Origin of the sequence: Vitiosangium sp. GDMCC 1.1324 (genome assembly GCF_003044305.1) — a bacterium.
Lineage (GTDB): Bacteria > Myxococcota > Myxococcia > Myxococcales > Myxococcaceae > Archangium.
Genome location: NZ_PZOX01000013.1, coordinates 277,536 through 295,615 on the forward strand (window position 1 = coordinate 277,536; position 18,080 = coordinate 295,615).

The 18,080-nt window shown below is 66.9% G+C and carries 16 protein-coding genes; 7 read left to right on the forward strand and 9 right to left on the reverse strand.

Translation table 11 applies throughout. The features are described from left to right. The first annotated feature begins 12 nt into the window (after positions 1-12). Positions 13-1,263, forward strand: a complete 1,251-nt coding sequence (glgC, locus tag DAT35_RS33355; protein WP_108072720.1) for a glucose-1-phosphate adenylyltransferase — start codon at positions 13-15, stop codon at positions 1,261-1,263. On the opposite strand, the gene DAT35_RS33360 is transcribed toward glgC, so the two are convergent. Continuing rightward, positions 1,248-2,732, reverse strand: coding sequence for a hypothetical protein (locus DAT35_RS33360; RefSeq protein ID WP_108072722.1), 1,485 nt, complete (start codon positions 2,730-2,732; stop codon positions 1,248-1,250). The two genes, glgC and DAT35_RS33360, sit on opposite strands and share 16 nt — an antisense overlap. 365 nt (positions 2,733-3,097) lie before the next feature. Between DAT35_RS33360 and DAT35_RS33365 the strand changes: the two genes are divergently transcribed. After that, complete coding sequence (locus DAT35_RS33365) at positions 3,098-3,658, forward strand: hypothetical protein (RefSeq protein WP_146209997.1); 561 nt, start codon at positions 3,098-3,100, stop codon at positions 3,656-3,658. A gap of 376 nt (positions 3,659-4,034) precedes the next feature. On the opposite strand, the gene DAT35_RS58375 is transcribed toward DAT35_RS33365, so the two are convergent. Next, positions 4,035-4,505, reverse strand: a complete 471-nt coding sequence (locus DAT35_RS58375) for a hypothetical protein (RefSeq protein ID WP_146209998.1) — start codon at positions 4,503-4,505, stop codon at positions 4,035-4,037. Positions 4,506-4,524: 19 nt separating this feature from the next. On the opposite strand from DAT35_RS58375, the gene DAT35_RS33375 reads away from it, so the two are divergent. Next, positions 4,525-5,076, forward strand: a complete 552-nt coding sequence (locus DAT35_RS33375) for a hypothetical protein (protein WP_158502008.1) — start codon at positions 4,525-4,527, stop codon at positions 5,074-5,076. 60 nt (positions 5,077-5,136) lie between these two features. Here DAT35_RS33375 and DAT35_RS33380 read toward each other — a convergent pair whose 3' ends face one another. After that, on the reverse strand, positions 5,137-6,036 hold the full coding sequence (locus tag DAT35_RS33380) for a LysR family transcriptional regulator (protein ID WP_108072969.1): 900 nt from the start codon (positions 6,034-6,036) through the stop codon (positions 5,137-5,139). 148 nt (positions 6,037-6,184) lie between these two features. On the opposite strand from DAT35_RS33380, the gene DAT35_RS33385 reads away from it, so the two are divergent. The 3 genes from DAT35_RS33385 to DAT35_RS33395 are packed head-to-tail and all read left to right on the forward strand — an operon-like array spanning position 6,185 to position 8,241. Then, a complete protein-coding gene (locus DAT35_RS33385) occupies positions 6,185-6,760 on the forward strand; it encodes a hypothetical protein (RefSeq protein ID WP_108072730.1) in 576 nt (191 codons plus the stop codon). A 54-nt stretch (positions 6,761-6,814) separates the two neighbouring features. Further along, positions 6,815-7,489, forward strand: a complete 675-nt coding sequence (locus DAT35_RS33390; RefSeq protein ID WP_233261875.1) for a LemA family protein — start codon at positions 6,815-6,817, stop codon at positions 7,487-7,489. A gap of 2 nt (positions 7,490-7,491) precedes the next feature. Beyond that, positions 7,492-8,241, forward strand: coding sequence for a YgcG family protein (locus tag DAT35_RS33395; protein WP_108072734.1), 750 nt, complete (start codon positions 7,492-7,494; stop codon positions 8,239-8,241). Positions 8,242-8,351: 110 nt separating this feature from the next. Here DAT35_RS33395 and DAT35_RS33400 read toward each other — a convergent pair whose 3' ends face one another. Beyond that, a complete protein-coding gene (locus tag DAT35_RS33400; RefSeq protein WP_233261876.1) occupies positions 8,352-9,251 on the reverse strand; it encodes a hypothetical protein in 900 nt (299 codons plus the stop codon). Positions 9,252-9,414: 163 nt separating this feature from the next. Here DAT35_RS33400 and DAT35_RS33405 point away from each other — a divergent pair, with 163 nt between their 5' ends. Continuing rightward, the gene (locus DAT35_RS33405; protein WP_108072736.1) at positions 9,415-10,611 is read left to right on the forward strand and encodes a glycoside hydrolase family 19 protein; all 1,197 of its coding nucleotides are present in this window, start codon (positions 9,415-9,417) and stop codon (positions 10,609-10,611) included. 34 nt (positions 10,612-10,645) lie between these two features. Here DAT35_RS33405 and DAT35_RS33410 read toward each other — a convergent pair whose 3' ends face one another. The 5 genes from DAT35_RS33410 to DAT35_RS33430 all read right to left on the reverse strand — a co-directional run bounded on the left by DAT35_RS33410 (position 10,646) and on the right by DAT35_RS33430 (position 16,561). Further along, a complete protein-coding gene (locus tag DAT35_RS33410; protein WP_108072738.1) occupies positions 10,646-11,356 on the reverse strand; it encodes an HAD family hydrolase in 711 nt (236 codons plus the stop codon). A 124-nt stretch (positions 11,357-11,480) separates the two neighbouring features. After that, positions 11,481-12,968 (reverse strand): hypothetical protein, encoded by a 1,488-nt coding sequence (locus tag DAT35_RS33415; protein WP_108072740.1) that lies wholly within the window; start codon positions 12,966-12,968, stop codon positions 11,481-11,483. A 100-nt stretch (positions 12,969-13,068) separates the two neighbouring features. Then, positions 13,069-14,679 (reverse strand): methyl-accepting chemotaxis protein, encoded by a 1,611-nt coding sequence (locus tag DAT35_RS33420; RefSeq protein WP_108072742.1) that lies wholly within the window; start codon positions 14,677-14,679, stop codon positions 13,069-13,071. 159 nt (positions 14,680-14,838) lie between these two features. After that, on the reverse strand, positions 14,839-15,327 hold the full coding sequence (locus tag DAT35_RS33425; RefSeq protein WP_108072744.1) for a hypothetical protein: 489 nt from the start codon (positions 15,325-15,327) through the stop codon (positions 14,839-14,841). Between the two features lie 4 nt (positions 15,328-15,331). Then, positions 15,332-16,561: a hypothetical protein gene (locus tag DAT35_RS33430; RefSeq protein WP_108072746.1), complete on the reverse strand. Its 1,230-nt coding sequence runs from the start codon at positions 16,559-16,561 to the stop codon at positions 15,332-15,334. Positions 16,562-18,080 lie beyond the last annotated feature (1,519 nt).

Genomic DNA, 18,080 nt, shown 5'->3' on the forward strand with positions numbered 1-18,080 from the left:
GTTCACCATCGCATGAGCAGCAAGCGCATCCTCGGGATGATTCTCGCGGGCGGTCAGGGCACGCGCCTGGCGCCTCTCACGGCCAAGCGCTCCAAGCCCGCCGTCCCGTTCGGCTCGAAGTTCCGCATCATCGACTTCGCCCTCAGCAACTTCCTCAACTCGGGCGTCTACGCCATCTACGTCCTGACGCAGTTCAAGGCGCAGTCGCTCACCGAGCACATCCAGCGTGGCTGGCGCTTCGGCTCGGGCCTGCTCGCCGACTACTTCATCACCCTGGCCCCCGCGCAGATGTACCTCTACGAGGAGCTGGGCAACGTCTGGTACCGGGGCACCGCCGACGCCATCTACCAGAACCTCCACCTGGTGGAGAACTACCGCGCCGACGACGTGGCCATCTTCTCCGGGGACCACATCTACAAGATGAACGTGGCGCACATGCTCGAGCAGCATGAGGCCCAGCGCGCGGACATCACCATCGCCGCCTACCCCACGCCGCTGGCGGACGCCTCGCGCTTCGGCGTCATGCAGGTGGACGAGCGCGGCCGCGTCATCGAGTTCCAGGAGAAGCCCAAGGACCCCAAGCCCATGCCGGGCAAGCCGGGCATGGCCCTGTGCAGCATGGGCAACTACATCTTCAAGCGCCGCGTGCTCAGCGAGCTCCTGGAGGTGGACGCGCGCACCGAGGGCTCCCAGCACGACTTCGGCAAGGACGTGCTGCCGCGCGCCCTGCGCGATGGCTACCACATCCACGCGTATGACTTTCACTCCAACCCCATCCCCGGCCAGACGCAGGCCAACACCTACTGGCGGGACGTGGGGACGCTCGAGGCGTACCACGAGGCCTCCATGGACCTCGTCTCCGTCAACCCCGAGTTCGACGTCTTCAACCCCGACTGGCCGCTGCGCACCGCCGTGGAGTACAGCCCTCCGGCCAAGTTCGTCCACGAGGCCGGTGAGCGCGTGGGCCGCGCGCTCAACTCCATGGTGGCCGGCGGCTGCATCATCTCCGGCGGCACCGTGCGCGAGAGCATCCTCTTCCGCCGCGTGCGGGTGAATTCCTACTCGCTGGTGGAGCGCTCCGTCCTCTTCGACGAGGTGGACGTCGGCCGGCACGCGCAGATTCGCAACGCCATCATCGACAAGAACGTGCGCGTGCCGCCCAACACGAAGATTGGCCATGACCTGGTGGCCGACAAGGCGCGCGGCTTCACCGTCACCGACAACGGCATCGTCGTGGTGCCCAAGGGCTACAAGTTCGACTGAGCGGGCTTCTCCCCGCCTCGCGCCGAGCGCCGCAGCCAGACGCACCCGAGCGCCAGCAGGGCCGGGTACAGCCACGCCCGCTTCGGCATCTCCGACCCGGGCGCCAGGCGGTACGCGTGCAGCAGCGCTGAGGGATACTCCCAGGCCTGCGCGTGGTAGCAGCGCCAGAGCTCATCGGCGTACTCGGGCCGGTCAAAGCCAGGACATATGCCCCGATCGACGAACAGGGCGCCGAGCAGCTCATTGGAGCGGTAGATGCTCACCAGGTGGGGCACCGAGGCCACCATGAGGGCCAGAGCCAGCAGCGCCGTCCGTACGGGCGTGGCCACCAACGGGCACACCAGGGACTCGGCCGCCCCGGCATACGCATACAGCAGCACCAGCAGGGCCGCCGGCAGCCACGGGAGCACGAGCCGCGAGCCCCACGCCCACCAACCGAACGGCGCGCACCAGCGCGACAGCAGGAGGCAGAACATCCCCACCAGCGCGGCCATGCCCAGCACGGGAAACCAGGAGGGCCGCCCACCGCCTCGTTCCCCCTGTCTCGCCACCGCCACGGGCAGCGCGGCCAGCAGCACCACAAGGAAGGGCCAGAAGAAGAGCAGCCCCGCGTTGGGTGCCACCCACAGCGCGGCGAAGTGCTCCACCTGAACGCTCGCGGGTGGGACCAGGCTCGCCGCATCCAGGTAGGCCACATTGTAGGGCGTGCCGAAGCGGAAGAGGTTGAAGCCCGCCGATAGCACTCCACTCAGCACGACGGCGGCGGCGCTGCCCACCAGACGCCCGCGCTCGGCGCGCAGCAGCTCGCGCCAGGTCATCCCCGGCGCCCGGTGCACCACCGCGCACGTGGCCCCCAGCAGGGCGATGAACGGGAACGCCGTCTCCTTGGTGAGCCCGGTGACGAAGGCCAGCAGGGCCACGAGCCACGGGCCGCGGCGCCGCAGCCAGGCAGCGGCGAAGGCCGCCGTGACGAAGGAGGCCACCATCTCCCCGAAGGAGCGCGTGGCGTAGTGGAAGAGCAGGCCACTGGCCAGCACGAGCACCGCCGCCACCGCCACCGGACGCGAGCGCGCGGCGAGCGTCCACCACGTCATGACGAGCAGCCCGAAGAAGGCGGCGAGGCTCAGGTAGCAGAGCGCGAGCCCCGCGTCCTCCCGCGAGCCTCCGGCCAGACGAACCAGGAGGGCGGGCCCGAATTGCAGCAGGGGCCACTGCCCGGCCTCGGAGCAGCCCGACCAGCGCCCCGCGGACAGGCACGCCCGCACGCCGTCGGCGCACCGGAGCAGATCCTCCGTGTCCCCATCAAGGAAGAGCTGTCTCGCCATCACCCGGGCCAGCGCCCCGGCCCCGAGCAGGACGAGCCCCCACCCCACCCAGGTGAGCAGCGTCAGGACGAGGGAACGAGCAGCGGGCCGTGCCTCGGCGGCGCCGTCGGTGGGAGTCGGGAAAGGGGGTGTTGGGAGTGCCATCGGAACGGGGGGTGCCCACTCATGTACCCCATCCGCGCGCCGGATGCCTCTGGCGAAACGGTCCAAGCGAAGCAGTCATCCCGGCGAGCACTCCCTCCCCTCCCCCCACCGTTCCAGCCGGGGACGGAAGATCTGGAGGCGGGCCACGGCGATCTGTGAGTGGCTCCAGGGCTCCGCGGCCCCTGCGCACCGCGACCTGTGTGAGGAGGATGAACAGACAAGGTGTCAAATACAGCATCTCTCCAGACTGGGTGGATTGACGTGGCCATCAGCCGCTTCCTGTAATCGAAGGGTGCGGATTCCATCCTGCCAGAGGAGGCCTCGTATGAGGTGCGCCGAAGCCGCCATGACCGGACGCTGACACCATGCCACTCTCATCAGAACAACTGGTGGCGATTGCGCGGAAATACTGGCGTGCCGACAAGTCCTACGCCGGTAGCCCCGAGCACAGGAGGCTCACTGATTTGTGGGATCAAGAGTTGAAGAAGCAGGGTCAATGGTGGGCGCTGCTGGATGAGCTCAAGAAGGAGCTTCCTGGTTTCACCATCGGCAATGCCACCGCGACTCCCGACGCCTGCTTTCGCTGTGCGGCGTACTCGCCTGTGGATGATGGTCCCAGCGGGCGCCGCTTTGTTGTCGTTGGGTGCGTCAGCATATTGGCGCCCGTCTATACGGTGTATGGGGTGGAGTACATCAGACGTGACAACAAGCGACACAATCCCAGGGCTTTTTTCGCTCCGCTGCCCGCGGAGATGCAACACCCTGCCGATGTCATTTCCAGACGAATTGAAGCAACTTTCAGGGTGAGTGCACTCCCGCGTGACATCGCCGACATCCGCATTCCTCTCCATGTCGAGCCGGTGGAGCCACCGAACACCACCCTTTTTCATGCACTCTTCACGAGCGAGCCCGGCTCGTTGCCTTGACCTCGAGGGGCTCGAGGTCACGGGAATGCCGACCACGGCCTCGAGAAGCGCCCCCATAAGGTCCGCGCCGAGCAGGCATCCCAGCGCACACTCCATCCCCGCCCCGTTCCATCGGCGGCGCTACGAGTGCCACCCGATGCTGCGCGAATCGTTCGCTGGGACTCGCTCCCCCTGCCAGGAAGACCACCGTAGGGAATGTGACATCTCCGCCGGTTGGCCAGCCGGGGAAGTAGACGCAACCATCATCACTGTGTGCCAATACCGCAGGAGGTCCCGGGAGCGCGAGCACATGTGCACTCCTCGAAGTGGACGGAGAGGCCGCGAGCCATCACCCCGGGCAACTGCCCGCCGGAGCCGAGGTGGTGCTGTGAGAATATCAAGGCGACCCACGCGGATGTTTACACTCCCGCCCCTGCTTGTCGTCATGCTTCCAATTCTCGCAGGGTGCAGCATCAACCGCTATCAGCCAGGTCACTTCCGATTTGTTACGGTTGTCGAACAGACCGAGCCGGGAGCGGGAGGCTGGCGTGCCGCCTGTATCCATGCAGTCGTCATAAACAAGGCGACCTTCGAGCCATTTGTCTGCAAGTTCGGCGTCGGAATGCCGATTGAGACCGAAGAGGTTGGACCTATGTCCACGCTGCTTGCGCAGCGAATTGCGGCCGATTGCGCCAACGGGGCCCTCAGCAGGGTGCTTGCCTCTCCCATCTCCCCGAGCCCCGGCCTTGTCTGTGAGCAATTCAAGAACACGTTTGACGAGATTCTGGATCGTGCTGTGCTCGGCTCGAGAGTAACGACCCTGTGCGACAAGAAAACAACACCCACCCGAGTTGACGTCTAAGCGCATGCCACTTCTAGCGGAAGACTTGCTCTCTGTTGCCCGGAACTACTGGCGTCCGGACAAGGATTTTGATTTCAGGCCCGAAAACAGTCCGGAATCAGAGAGGTTCCTGGACCTATGGGAGCAAGAGTTCAAGAAGATGGATCAATGGCGGGCGTTCCTCCGAGAGCTGGGAGGAGCGTTGCCGGATTTCAACATCGGAAATGCCACGTCGACATGTGATGCCTGCTTTCGCTGTTCCGTGTATCCGAGAGCGGAGAACAAACAGCAGCCGCGTCGCTGGGTCGTCGTAGGCTGTGTCAGTATTCTTGCGCCTGTCTACACCCTTTATGGCGTGCAATACAGCTACAGAGGCAGAGAGCGAATCACCGAGAGAATCTTTTTTGATTCGTTTCCGCCTGAGATGCAGGCTCCTGCCGAGACGGTTGCCAGGAGGATTGAAGCGACGTTTGGGGTTACCGCCCTTCCGCGCGAGCTCGCCGAGACTCCAATCCCGCTGATTGTAGAGCCCCAGGAGCCACCTCATACCACTCTTTTCCATGCGCTCTTCATCAGCCGGCCCGAAAGAGTGCCTTGAGAGCGAACGCCACGAGGGGCAGCAGAGAATGACGTCGAAAGGGGTCGCATCGAACTCGACTCATGTCTCGACTCCATTCCGGGCAAGCTCCCCAGCCAGGAAGTCCACGAAGGCCCGCACCTTCGGCAGCGCCTGCCGGGACGGCAGCGAGAGCACGTGAATGGGGCTCTGCTCGCACGCGGCGTCCTCGAGCACCTCCACGAGCTTCCCGGCCGCATGCGCTCGGGCCATCATGAAGTCGCAGACCCAGGCGAGCCCCGCACCGCTCACGGCCAGGTCGATCAGCGCCTCGCCGCTGTTCACCACGATGCGCCCTCCAGGCACGACCTCCCGCACTCGCGTCCGGTCGCGGAGCCGCCACGAAATCACCCGGCCGTGCAGTGAGAGCCCCAGGCAGTCATGGCGCTCGAGCGCTTCCACGGTGCGCGGCGTCCCCTTGCGCTTCAGGTAGCCGGGTGCGCCGCACACCCGCATCCGGGTCCGCCCCAGCTTGCGCGCGATGAGGCCCGAGTCCTCCAGCGCTCCGAGCCGCAGCGCGACGTCGATTCCCTCGGTGGTGGGATCCGCGGGGTGGTCTCTCAAGTCGAGTTCCACTCGCACCTCGGAGTAGCGCGAGACGAATCGCGAGAGCGCGGGCACGATGACGTGGCGGCCGAGCACCGTGGGCGCCTCCACCCGCAGCAGTCCGGCGGGGTGCTCGCGCAGGCGCGACACCGCGTGCTGCGCCTCCCCGAGCTCCCGCAGCGAGTCCCGGCACCGCTCGAAGAAGGCGCGTCCATCCTCGGAGAGCCGCACCGCGCGCGTGGTCCGGTGGAGCAGTCGCACGCCAAGTTCCTCCTCGAGCCAGGCCACCCGCCGGCTGAGGGCCGAGGGGCTGAGCCTCAACTGTCTGGCGGCGAGGGTGAAGCTGCCGAGCTCCGCGGCCTTCACGAACGCCTCGATGCTTCCGAGCCGATCCATGACGCCATTCTCGCACGTCATTGATGCGTGCGACGCACAGGTCTTGTGCGCCGTCGTGGCTACCCTGCACGGCGCTCCGGGGTTACCCACTCCCATGTCCATCGCGGCGCGCATCCCGTGCGCCACGGGAGAACGAGGTCACCCGGTCATGTCCGACGCTCCTGTTTCAAACCCTCACACGCGGGCACTCCTGCGTGGAGGGCTCGCGACACTCGGCCTGTTCGTGGCGCACCATGTGTATGGCGCCGTGCGGTACAACACGCCCTGGAGGCACCACGCCGCCTTCGTGGCCTTCTGGGTGGGACTCGCCCTGGTGGCCGCGTTCCTCGTGTACCGGCGGCATCCGCACATGCCGAGGGGCCGATTCGCGGGCTGGACGCTGGCCGCGCTCTCCCTGCTGTTCCTCGTGCTGCAGATTGGTCTCTACGAGGGCCTGTACAACCACGTGCTCAAGGACGCGCTGTTCCTGGCCGGCGCCCCCCGCGAGCTGCTCCTGCGCATGTTCCCGCCCCCCACCTATGAGCTGCCGAACGACGTCTGGTTCGAGCTCTCGGGTGTGCTCCAGGTGCTCCCCGCCCTGTACACCGGACGCGTGTGGCTCCGGTTCCTCCGTGTGCTGCGCGGCGAAGCTTCGCGCCCCTCCGAAACCCGCTTCCTCGAGGGGCTCACCGAGGTGTCCAAGCAGCCCAGAACCCCGAGCGCACCCGCTCACGCGGAACGGTAGGCCAGGGCCCTTCTCGTGCTTAGCGTAGTCGGTGCCCGATACGAGGAGGTTCATATGGCTCGAAGCTGGAGTCAGGGCGTGCAGGAAGGCTATGGGCCGCCCGTCGCCCGAGGGAGCCGGCGCGCAGGCCCTTGGGCCGCCGCCGTGCTGATGCTGGCGGGGCTCTTGGGAGTCCTCGTCATCTGGGGAGGCTTCACCTACAACCGGCTGGTGGGGCTGGACCAGTCGGTGCGAGCCCAATGGGGCCAGGTGGAGAATGTCTACCAGCGGCGGCTGGACCTCATCCCCAACCTGGTGGAAACAGTGAAGGGCGCGGCCGCGTTCGAGCGGGACACCTTCTCGCAGGTGGCCCAGGCCCGCGCCCAGGCGGGGCAGCTCACCGGACAGGCCACTCCGGACATCGTCAATGATGCCCAGGCGCTCGAACGCTTCCAGCAGGCGCAACAGCAGCTCGGCTCGGCGCTCTCCCGGCTGATGGTGGTGGTGGAGCGCTATCCCGAGCTACGGGCCACGGAGTCCTTCCGCACGCTGCAAGCGCAGCTCGAGGGCTCGGAGAACCGTATCGCCGTGGAGCGCATGCGTTACAACGAGGCGGCGCAAGCCTTCAACACCGCGCGCTCCCGCTTCCCGGCGGTGCTCGTGGCGAGTCTCTTCGGCAACCGCTTCGCGGAGAAGGCCTACTTCCAGGCCCAGCCCGGTGCCCAAGAGGCGCCAAAGGTGAGGTTCTGATCATGAGAGCGCATGCCGTGAGGAGCGTGGTGCTGGTGTGCATGCTGGCCGCCCTCACGGCCCTGGCGAGCGAGCCCGCGTTGCCGCCGCCGCCCACGCACTGGGTGACGGATGTGTCCGGAGTACTCTCGGACCCGGTCGAGCACGAGCTGGATGCGCGGCTGCAAGCCTATGAGCGCGAGACGGGCCACCAGGTCGTGGTGTGGGTGGGCCGCACCACGGGAGGCATGCCGCTGGAGGAGTGGGCGGCGCGCACGTTCTCCTCCTGGGGCGTGGGGCGGAAGGGGCTGGACGATGGGCTCGCGGTGTTCATCCTGACGGACGATCGCCGCATCCGCATCGAGGTGGGTTATGGCCTGGAGCCGGTGGTGACGGACGCACAAGCCTCGCGGCTGATCCGCGACGTGGCGGTGCCAGCGCTGAAGGCGAACAAGCCGGACCAGGCGGTGCAAGGTCTGGTGGATGAGTTGCTCGGAATCATTGGAGGTGAGAAGGGAGCACCGCCCCACCCTCAGCCCAAACCCCAGGTGAGCACCTCCTCGGATTCGAGCGGGAATAGCCTGTTCACGGTGCTCTTCTTCGCCCTGATTGGCGGGGGGCTGCTCTGGCTGGTATCGCGCGGAGGCAGGCGCGGTGGCGGCTGGTGGGGCGGCGGAGGCTCGTGGGGAAGTGGCTCCTCGGGTGGCGGTGGAGGCGGCTTCTCCGGGGGAGGCGGCTCCTCGGGTGGCGGTGGCTCGAGCGGCTCATACTGAGCCGCCGCGACCCGAGGGCGCCGAAGGTCAGGGGCGTGCGCCCGGCTCAGGAGTCGTAGCCGTAATGCCCCTAGAGCACCACGGCCTTGCGGCTGGCCGGATGGGAATCGTCACCGGCTCGCGAACATGCAGTGCAAGACCTGACGGTAGGAACCACAGGCCGCGAAGTCCGTCGTGCCCGCGGGCTGGGCCTGGATGCACGCGGAGGTCGCGCTCTGGCACCCGGGGGTGGGCCAGACCTCGTAGGCATCTCCCGACGTGAGCGCGAGCTCGGTCACGCGCGCCACGAGCCTCGACGTCTTCTGCACCGTCCCTCCGCCGGTGAGCGCCGCGGAGAAGGTGAGCGGCACCGTGTGCGGATCAATGGCCTGGTGCAGCGCCGTGTACGACCAGTCGAGCCGGAAGCTGTCCGCGTCCACGCGCGAGACCGCCGGAGCACCATCCGGCGCCGTCACCGTGAGCGAGTCCGCGAGCGCGTTGGCGCTGCCGCGGTAGACGAGGTTGTCGGTGCCGTTGACCACGTAGTACGGCGCGACGGCCTCCTCGATCCAGATGGAGTCGGAGCCTTGGAAGTCATAGAAGCGCGGCGAGACGACGATGCGCGCGGTGTACCGGTTGGGCGTGCCCGTGAAGGTGTTGACGGAGACGAAGAGCGGCAGTCCTGACAGCACCGTGTTGAGCTCATAGCCCTCGTGGAGCACGACCTCGAACCGGCGCTCGCTGATGATGTTCGCCTGTCCGAAGCCGTCGTCGGGCACGAAGCTGAACACGTGCTCCAGATACCGGTTGGCCGTGCCGTGGAGGACGAGTGCGCGAACGCCATCCCGCTCCTCGAAGGTGCCGAGTGTCTCGAAGCTGAGGTCCAGCGCGCCTTCCGAGGCGTAGATGCGGGTGGCCGTCGCGGCGGCCGAGGTGACTCCTGTCTCCTCCTCGAGCTCGGGGGAGGAGCCAATACAGGCCGGGGCGGCGAGGGCGGCGATGCAAGCAAGTGCGAAGGTGTGTGACTTCATCTGGTTTCTCCCGGTGGGAGTGCGCGGGATAGCACGGCCGTCTGACTTCCCCGCAAACTCAGGTGTCACTGGTTTGACCCGAAATCGTCGGTTCGTCCCTCTATTCAGGCTCCCCTCGAACCACCGAGGACCGTCACAGGAGCGTCACGTGGCATTGAGCGTCATGAAGGCAATCGGAAACCGTTGGGTGTTGCTGGCCGGGGTCGGAAGCATGCTGCTGGGAGCGGCCTCCTGCGCCCCCGAGACCGCGCCCGCCTCGGAGGCAGTGGGAGAGGTGACGCAGTCCCTGGCGGCCCCCATCGGGCAGACCATCTGGCTGAAGGCCTGCCTGAACTCGAAGTTCATCTCGGCGGATGGAAACCTCGGGGCGACGGCGCCCCTGGTGGCGGACCGCGCGGCGGCGGCGGGTTGGGAGCTGTTCCAGGTCGTCGACGCCGGCAGCGGCACCATCGCGCTGCGCGTCAGCGAGACCGGCATGTACGTGTCGGCCGACACGAACCTCGGCGCGCAGCTCGTCGCCAACCGGACCGCCATCGGGGACTGGGAGCGCTTTACCTGGGTCGACTTCAACAACGGCACCATCGGCCTCATCGCCAAGAGCACCGGTAAGTACGTGTCCACCGATGCGAACCGCGGCGCCAATGCGCCCCTCTACGCGGACCGCGCCACCGCCGGGTGCTGGGAGGCGTTCTCCTTCGGGACTTCCGGGAGTGGTGGTGGCGGCGGGGGCGGCGGCACCGGGCTGGGGGCCATCCTCAGCGAGTCCACGTTCAACGCCATGTTCCCGGGCCGCAACGGCTTCTACACCTACGCGGCCCTGGTGGAGGCGGCGAATACCTTCCCCACGTTCGCGACCACGGGTGACACCGACACCCGCAAGCGCGAGGTGGCGGCCTTCCTCGCCAACATCAATCATGAGACCGGCGGCCTCGTGTACACCGAGGAGATCAACAAGGCGGCCTACTGTGACACCTCGTGGGGTCCTCCGGGTTGCGGCTGCGCGCCGGGCAAGTGGTACTACGGCCGTGGTCCCATCCAGCTGTCCTGGAACGGCAACTACTGCGCCGCCGGCAACTATCTCGGCGTGGACCTCAAGAACAACCCCGAGCTGGTCGCGACCAACGCCACCATCTCCTGGCGCACGGGCTTCTGGTTCTGGATGACGCAGACGGGCGCGGGCACCATGACGGCGCACAACGCCATGGCCAACGGCGCCGGCTTCGGCGAGACCATCCGCACCATCAACGGCTCGCTCGAGTGCGGCGGCCGCAACCCCGCCCAGGTGCAGAGCCGCATCGACGCCTACAAGCGCTTCTGCGACATGCTCGGTGTGAGCTACGGCAGCAATATCAGCTGCTGAGCGCGTCCCTGGCGGGTGGGCCCTCCCGAGCCGCTCAGCCGAGCTGCTCGAGCAGGCCCATGAGCTCGCCCAGGTGGGTCAGTTGCTTGAAGCGAGGCTCCCCGACCGGAGCCTCGCTGTGCTCGAGCGCCCAGGTAATGGAGTGCGGCACGTAGACACCCCAGCTCCCCGCCTTGATGGCCGGCACGACGTCGGACTTGAGCGAGTTGCCCACCATCATGCTGCGCGCCGGACCATCGCCGTGCCGCGCGAAGAGGCGCTCGTAGGTGGTCACGGTCTTGTCACTGACGATCTCCACCGCGTCGAACAGCTCTCCGAGCCCGGACTGGGCGAGCTTGCGCTCCTGATCGAAGAGGTCCCCCTTGGTGATCAGGATGAGCCGGTAGGAGCCTCGCAGCTGCTGAATCGTCTCCCGGACATGGGGCAGGGTCTCGACCGGATGGCTGAGCATCTCCCGGCCCGCGTCGAGGATCTGCTGGATGACGGAGGCGGGGACCCGGCCCTCGGTGATCTCGATGGCCGTCTCGATCATGGAGAGCGTGAAGCCCTTGATGCCGAACCCGTAGTGCTGAAGGTTGCGCTTCTCGGCCTCCAGCAGCCGGGCCGAGACATGGCTGGCCTCGGCGTGCTCGGACAGGAGGGCCGCGAAGCGCTCCTCGGTCAGCCTGTAGAAGTGCTCGTTCTGCCAGAGCGTGTCGTCAGCGTCGAAACCGATGGCGGTGAGGGAGGACGTACGGGAAGGCATATCAGCCCGGCTTTATAGGCAGCGCCACGAACCACCGCCAGGAGATCGGCCGGAGCGCCCTCCTCCGCCGCGCCCTGCACGGCCGCTCGCGGGCTCCCAGTGAAGGAGAACCCTCACGGGCCGTTCAAGAGGCCTTCACGACCGAGAAGGCACGCTTGATGCCCAGGTGCAGGAGGGGTCCGGCGCTCTTGAGGCGAGCGTTGAGCAGGTCCACCACCTGATGGCGCAACGGGGGCTTGGCCGCGAGCAGCGCGTGGTGCCGCGCCCGGAGCGCCTCCAACTCCGTGGCGAGCGCACGGGCCTGCTCCTGGGAGGCCTGACGCTGCGCCTCGGAGGCACGGAGTTGCGCCTGGGTGGCCTGGCGCTGCGCCTCGGAGGCACGGAGTTGCTCCTGGGTGGCCTGGAGTTGCTCGCGCAGGGAGGCCACCTCCGACTGGTATCGCGTGCGGACCTCCACGCCCTCCGCCTCGAGCACACCGACGCGCGCCTGCGCGGCGGCCCTCGCCCCCGCCTCCTCGTTGAGCAGCCGCGAGCGCAGCTCCACCTGGACCTGCTGGGCCACCAGCGTCCGCTGTTGGTCCTCCAGCATCGCGGCCTCCGTGGAGGGAGGCCGGACGATCCGGCGAGTGATGAGCTCCTCGAAGTACCGGGCCGCCCGCGGCATGTCGAAGGAGAGCGGGCTGATGGAGTCCTCGAGGAAGGAGCGCAGCTCGTCCTGACGCTGGGGCCATTGATGGAGCACGCTCCAGATCTGCTCGCCGGTGTAGTCGAGCGCCATGCAGGGCGAGCCCGTGAAGATGGAGGAGCTGTAGCTGGGCAACGAGACGACGGGCTTGCCCAGCACCAGCGCCTCCATGCCCGCGGTGGAGCCCGTGGTCACCACCGCATGACAGCTGGCCAGGTGGGGGATGACGTCATCGACGGCGTACTGGAGCTCCAGCCCCTCGCCCGCCAGCGCCTCGTAGATCGACGCGAACTGCGGGTGCGCCCGGACGCGGACCCGCCGCCCCGTCAGCTTCGCGTACCGCTTGAGGGCTGGCGCCACCACCTCCCAGCGCGGCGTGTCCTGCGCGAGGTAGAGCAGGGTCCCATCGTCGCTGACGGGAACGTTCTTGAGCCGGCTCAGCTTGGGCAACCCGAAGGTGATGACGCGCTCCTGCTGGTGGGGCAGGAACTCCCGCTGGCTCCGCGAGCCATAGGCGAGGAAGAAGTCGCAGGCGAAGAAGCGCCGGTAGTGGCTCCAGAACTGGAAGAAGCCATGCTGGAAGGCGACGACCGGCAGCTGCGGTGCCACCTCCTTCACCATCGTGGAGATGGCGTTGGAGGGGTAGTTGAAGATGTCATCCAGCAGGACGACGTCGGGGGAGAACTCGCGCAGCGCCCGGTGCACCATGTCCCGCACCTCGGGCAGCGAGGGCTGGGTGAGCGTGGCGTTGAAGGGCGCGAAGGCCAGTCGCTGGAAGGGGGCCTCCCCCAGTTCGAGATCCTTCGCCGGATTCGGGTAGGGAAAGGCGCAGTAGCCGATGGTGTGTCCGCTCGCCGCGAGCTCATCCAGCAAGGGCCGGAAGTTGTCGACGTTCCGGTAGTTGTAGCCGCAATAGAGAACGTTCATTGCACCCCAAAGCATACCGCTAAACGAGAGCCGGTGGGGTGCAGATGGGGGCCCTGCCCCCCAGGCCGCCTGGACTGAACAACTCCGAGCGAAGGTCACTTCACGCCCTGGCGGTCTCCGGGGTGCGTTCGAAAGCGGACGCCCTGGGCGGGGGCAGGTGGGCAACAGGGGGAGGAGCCGCTGGCCTCGGCCGCTCCCCCGGCCCGCGCACCGAGTCGAGGATGAAGCGCGCCATCAGGTCCTGAAGCGTTCCGGCGAGCTCGGTCATGTTCCGGGCGGTGGCGGCGAGCTCCTCGGCCGCGGAGGCATTGCGCTGGGTGACGGTGGTCACCTGGGTCATGGCCTTGCTGACCTGGGCCACGCCGGTGGACTGCTCGTTGGCGGCCGCGGCCACCTCCTGCACCAGGTCCGCCGTCTTGCGGTTGGCGGGCACCAGCCCCGAGAGCCGCTGCCCCGCCCGCTGCGCCGTGGCCACGCTGGAGTCCGCCAGGACGGAGATTTCCTTGGCCGCCGTCTGGCTGCGCTCGGCGAGCCGCCGGACCTCGGAGGCCACCACCGCGAAGCCCTTGCCGTTGGCCCCGGCGCGCGCCGCCTCGATGGCGGCGTTGAGGGCCAGCAGGTTGGTCTGGTAGGCGATCTCCTGGATGACCGAAATGCGCTCGGCGATGTTCGTCATCGCCGTCACCATCTCCGCCACGGCACGCCCGCTCTCCTCGGCCTCCTTGGCGCCCTGCACCGCCATCTGCTCGCTCTGACGCGCGTTGGCGGCGGTCTGGGCGATGGTGGCGTTCATCTGTTCGAGGCTCGCGGTGGACTCCTCCACCGCCGCGGCTTCCTGGCTGGTGCCATCCGACAGACTCTGAGAGGTGGCCGACACCTGCTGGGAGGCGGCGGAGAGGGCGTCGGCCTCGGAGCGCACCTGCCCCATCACCGCCCCGAGCTGGCGCGCCAGGGCGTTCATCGCCCGCATGAGCCGGGCCAGCTCGTTGCCGCCGGGCGGGTCACCGAACTCCCGCAGGTCTCCGTGGGCGATGCGCTCGGCCGCGGTCATGGCCTGCTGGATGGCGCGCGACACGGAGTGGCCGAGCAGGAGCGCGAGGACGGTGGCCCCCAGGGCCCCGAAGGCCAGCAGCCAGAGCGCCGTGCGCAGGGTGTCCGAGAAGGCCGCCTGGAGCGAGTCCTCGGAGGCTCGCATCCGAGACAGGTAACGGTTCGACTTTCCCTCGGCGCTCTCCTCGAGGCCGCGGATGGCCTCCTTGTATTGAGCCAGGGCGCGGTTGCCCTCCTGGGGAGTGTGCAGGGCCCCGCCCTGGAGCCGGGCCGCCACCTCGAGGAAGCCCGCCGAGTAGGTGTCGAGCGACCGGCGCATCCGAGTGGAATCCTCACGCTCCTCGGGAAGCTGCTCGTCCTCGGAGAGGGCGGTCAGTACCTGGAGCAGCCGGTCGTGCACCTGCCTCCAGTTCTCCGTGTAGCGCCGTCCCTCCTCGGGGTTGTCCGCGTTGATGAGGACGTCCTTCTCGAAGCGGCGCAGCTCCAGGCTGAGGGAGCGGATCTCCCCAGCCTGACTGGCCAGGCGGCCATCCACGGTGATGAGCCGTTCACTCAAGCCGGTGAGCAGGCTGTGGTTGCGCAGGGAGACGGTACTGAGCAGGGCGACCACCGCGAGGAAACCCAGGAGCAGCCGGGTCCGGATGGAGAGGTCCTTGAACATGCGGCGTAGAACCACCTCATCGGAATGAAAACGTCCAGCGTCACATGAGGGGTGGCTCGAGCGCAAAGCCCCTCCGCCTGGAAGAGAAGGGACCGTCTTGGAAGCAGCCAGCCTGGAGTCCCACGGTCACACGAGCGCTCTCCTTCCGAGTGCACCCGGTTACCTGTCCCCGAGCTTGCAGATGGGCTGCAAGGCGGCGTCATAGAAGCCTTCCTCGTCGACAAACACCACGCCATCGCGAGTCCGGGCCAGGAATGCCTCGGTTGCATCCAGCATCATCCAGCACTCTTCTGGTGCGCCGACCGGATCCACTTCGAAAAGGAAGAGCTGCCGACTCTCCTGGATGCGTTGGACGAGCGCCGCGTGGCTCGAAGCCAGACCGGCGCGCTGAAGCGCCTCGAGGGCTTCCGCCACCTCCTCGGCCACCCGTGCCTCCTCGAAGAGGTGCTCGACAAGCACGGGACGCCTGCCCTGCTGGTAATGGATTTCGACGCTCCTCCAATCCAGGTCGGTGCGCCGGGCCTCGTCGAGCGCTGATTCGAAGCGCACAGGCTCATCGAAGAACCATCCGTTCCGGATGAACGTAGTGAGTTCTCCCAGCGTCACGGGCTCACGGGAACGGCACAGGACCCTCAAGAACAAGGGCATGGGGCTACTTTCCTCCCACACGGCGGGTGTCGACAACACTCACGTCTTCTCCAAACCGATAGAGAATCCGTTTGGAACGGTCCAATTTATCCACGAAGAGCAAGGTGTCGTTACGCTCCAGTGCACGGATTTCGATCTTCAGCTTTTCGCGCATGGCCGCACGAGGCAGGCCATTCTGGAGTATCGAATCGACTTCGACGTAATCGATGCCTCCCTGAACATTGGGCCTATACATGTCAACAACCTTGTTTCCAAGTCGGGTGCTCTCGCTGTTGATGTAGCCCTCCTCCATCGCGAGTTGCTGCCGCGTAGAGACCTGGGCTGGACCACCGGAGCGGCCCGGACGCCCCCCCTTCACCACGGGGTCAAAATAGGTGGACTTCCACCTCTCGAAATCGAGCACCTCATCGCTCGGCCTGCCTGCGGCATGCTGGTCGTAGAGGTAACGATCATACCGCCACCGTGCCGCCTCAGGAGACTCCAGCGGTGGCTTGGGCCCCAGAGGTAACTTGGGCGCCCCATCAAGCCGTGGGGGCTCTCCGCCTCCTACCTCTGCAAGAGGAGCGCGACGCTCCTGAGTAGCGACCCGGGCCTCTACCGCAGTGCCCGCGAGCGCGCCCTTCATGATGACGCCAGCCATCAACGCCTTCAGCGCGTTCACGATGACTGCGTTCTTGACACCCAACTCGCGGGCCCGCGCTTCGTATGCGTCACCGAGCGCCCTCCGAAGGCGTATGCCTCCCTGCCTGTCCTTGCGAAGGAAGTCGATGAATGCCCAGTTCGGGACACACATCCCCGACAACTCCCGGTAGACTGGGACGGCACAAGAGAGGGAACCGGTCTGCTCCGCAACAGCACGGCCAATATCTGGAAAGAACCGCGTCTCCAGTTCCTGGAAGACGCGCGCCGCCCGTGCATCACCCCTGACTGCGTCCTCGTAGACCTGCTCCAAGACCTCCGAGTCCTGCACCATGGCCTGGGCAGCAGCCACATGCTCGTCCCGAATTTGGCCTGTAGAGTCGGAGAAACTGTCGTAGTCCGGGCGTGCGCCGTGGGTTGGCTCGAGGCTTTGCGGCCCGCTGACCCGCTGCACCCTGAAACGGGGTGAATCGTGCCAATCCGTCCCGGATTTGAGTTCGGGAAGGGGATCCTGCCTGACTACTGCTCCTCCATGACACGCTGGAGACAACGCCAGCATCACGACGCTCAGGACGGCGGACAGCGCTCGACGCATGACAACTTCCATGCATGAAGCTTCGCATGGACCAGCCGGATACCCACGGCTAAAAGGTCCTAACAAAACCGCCTCGACCCCTGCTACGCCCTCCTGAAATCGAAGGGCCATGTCTGTTTGTTAGGACCTTAAGCGCCGAATTCGCAAGGCGGCGAACCTGACGGTTTGCCCCTCAGGCGAGGAAGATGGCAAGGGCGCCCATTGAAACTGGCGCTGTTTTATATGAGATCTTTGTCATGTCCTCAATCCCGACAGCAACCGTCACTCAAGGCGCACGCGGCAGCGCCGCCAGCACGACTCTTGAGCGACTGCGGTCGGGTGGCGTGGCGATACCGCCCATCCTTGAGCGAATCGTAGGCCCAACACAGAGGCGGCGCGGAGTCAGGGCCGAGTCGCTCTCAGCCATGCTGCGAGCCCTCGCGACAGCCTCCACGTTCCCGACGCCAGAGGAGCGCGCCAGGAGGGTACGCACCACTCTCGACGGGTGCAATACGGAGGTGCTCGATGCCATCTTTGGATCGCTCGGCCTGGGCACGCGCCTCGTCTCGACGTCAGACGAGCGCCGAGACCGTATCGTGGCGCACTTGGCGGAGCACGGGCCGATGCGTCTGGTCGCCCCACGCGGCTCCCGGTTCAGCGATAATGACCTTCAAAGCCTTCTGGCTTTCTTGGCAGCCCTCGTCGCAAGGGGAGCCGAGGACGATGCCCTGCTCGTCCTGCGGGCGCTCCCGTCGAACAACTCCGGTGGAGGAGCTCCTCCCAACCGTCGCCTTCCAGAACTCCTGAATCTGCCTGGACGTCACATCCTCCGTGACGGAAGCCGGGAGGCCAGCTACGCAGCAGTCCTCTCTCACCTCCGCACGCACGGCGACACACCCGTGCCACCGCCGCCACGGGCCCCCGACGCGACGGCACGCTCGCGACAGGCCGGCAAGCACCAGACGAATACGCTCGACTGGTTGGCGGCACTCGACGAGGCGACACGCGCCGAACTACTTGAGCGCCGCATCCGCTCTCGTGTGATGGTGTTGCCCTCGGGGTGCTGGCAATGGCAGGGCCGACTGACCGCGTACGGTTACGGAGCGCTCGACCTGCTCGGGCACATGCAGTTGCAGGCTCATCGCGTAGCGCTCGTCTTGGCCATGGGTCAGCCGCTTGTAATGCCTGTTGTGCGGCACCTTTGCGAAGCGAAGGCGGGCAGCGCGGGAAAGCGCTGCGTGCGGCCGGATCACCTCGCCCAGGCGAATCATTTGGAGAACGGAGAAGACCGGCGTCAGTTATCCGACGAGGACGTGCTTCGCATCGCCGAGTACGCGCGGAAGCATCGGCCCGGGGAGAGTTGGGTCGACATCGGGCGCCGGTTTGGCATCTCGGCACAGGCCGCGGCCGACATCGCCTACGGACGCGCGAGGTTCTCCCGTGTCGAAGGGCTCGTTTCTCTTCCCCCACCGGCCAAACGCCCATGGCGCGAGGTGGACGCGGCGCCTGCCGAGACATGGTGGCTCGATTCCTCTAGCGG

What these genes read in the sequence shown, in the direction of transcription:
- glgC (WP_108072720.1), top strand. Translation starts at nt 13, where the DNA reads ATGAGCAGCAAGCGCATCCTCGGGATGATTCTCGCGGGCGGTCAGGGC.
- DAT35_RS33360 (WP_108072722.1), bottom strand. Translation starts at nt 2,732, where the DNA reads ATGGCACTCCCAACACCCCCTTTCCCGACTCCCACCGACGGCGCCGCC.
- DAT35_RS33365 (WP_146209997.1), top strand. Translation starts at nt 3,098, where the DNA reads ATGCCACTCTCATCAGAACAACTGGTGGCGATTGCGCGGAAATACTGG.
- DAT35_RS58375 (WP_146209998.1), bottom strand. Translation starts at nt 4,505, where the DNA reads ATGCGCTTAGACGTCAACTCGGGTGGGTGTTGTTTTCTTGTCGCACAG.
- DAT35_RS33380 (WP_108072969.1), bottom strand. Translation starts at nt 6,036, where the DNA reads ATGGATCGGCTCGGAAGCATCGAGGCGTTCGTGAAGGCCGCGGAGCTC.
- DAT35_RS33385 (WP_108072730.1), top strand. Translation starts at nt 6,185, where the DNA reads ATGTCCGACGCTCCTGTTTCAAACCCTCACACGCGGGCACTCCTGCGT.
- DAT35_RS33390 (WP_233261875.1), top strand. Translation starts at nt 6,815, where the DNA reads ATGGCTCGAAGCTGGAGTCAGGGCGTGCAGGAAGGCTATGGGCCGCCC.
- DAT35_RS33395 (WP_108072734.1), top strand. Translation starts at nt 7,492, where the DNA reads ATGAGAGCGCATGCCGTGAGGAGCGTGGTGCTGGTGTGCATGCTGGCC.
- DAT35_RS33400 (WP_233261876.1), bottom strand. Translation starts at nt 9,251, where the DNA reads ATGAAGTCACACACCTTCGCACTTGCTTGCATCGCCGCCCTCGCCGCC.
- DAT35_RS33405 (WP_108072736.1), top strand. Translation starts at nt 9,415, where the DNA reads ATGAAGGCAATCGGAAACCGTTGGGTGTTGCTGGCCGGGGTCGGAAGC.
- DAT35_RS33410 (WP_108072738.1), bottom strand. Translation starts at nt 11,356, where the DNA reads ATGCCTTCCCGTACGTCCTCCCTCACCGCCATCGGTTTCGACGCTGAC.
- DAT35_RS33415 (WP_108072740.1), bottom strand. Translation starts at nt 12,968, where the DNA reads ATGAACGTTCTCTATTGCGGCTACAACTACCGGAACGTCGACAACTTC.
- DAT35_RS33420 (WP_108072742.1), bottom strand. Translation starts at nt 14,679, where the DNA reads ATGTTCAAGGACCTCTCCATCCGGACCCGGCTGCTCCTGGGTTTCCTC.
- DAT35_RS33425 (WP_108072744.1), bottom strand. Translation starts at nt 15,327, where the DNA reads ATGCCCTTGTTCTTGAGGGTCCTGTGCCGTTCCCGTGAGCCCGTGACG.
- DAT35_RS33430 (WP_108072746.1), bottom strand. Translation starts at nt 16,561, where the DNA reads ATGCGTCGAGCGCTGTCCGCCGTCCTGAGCGTCGTGATGCTGGCGTTG.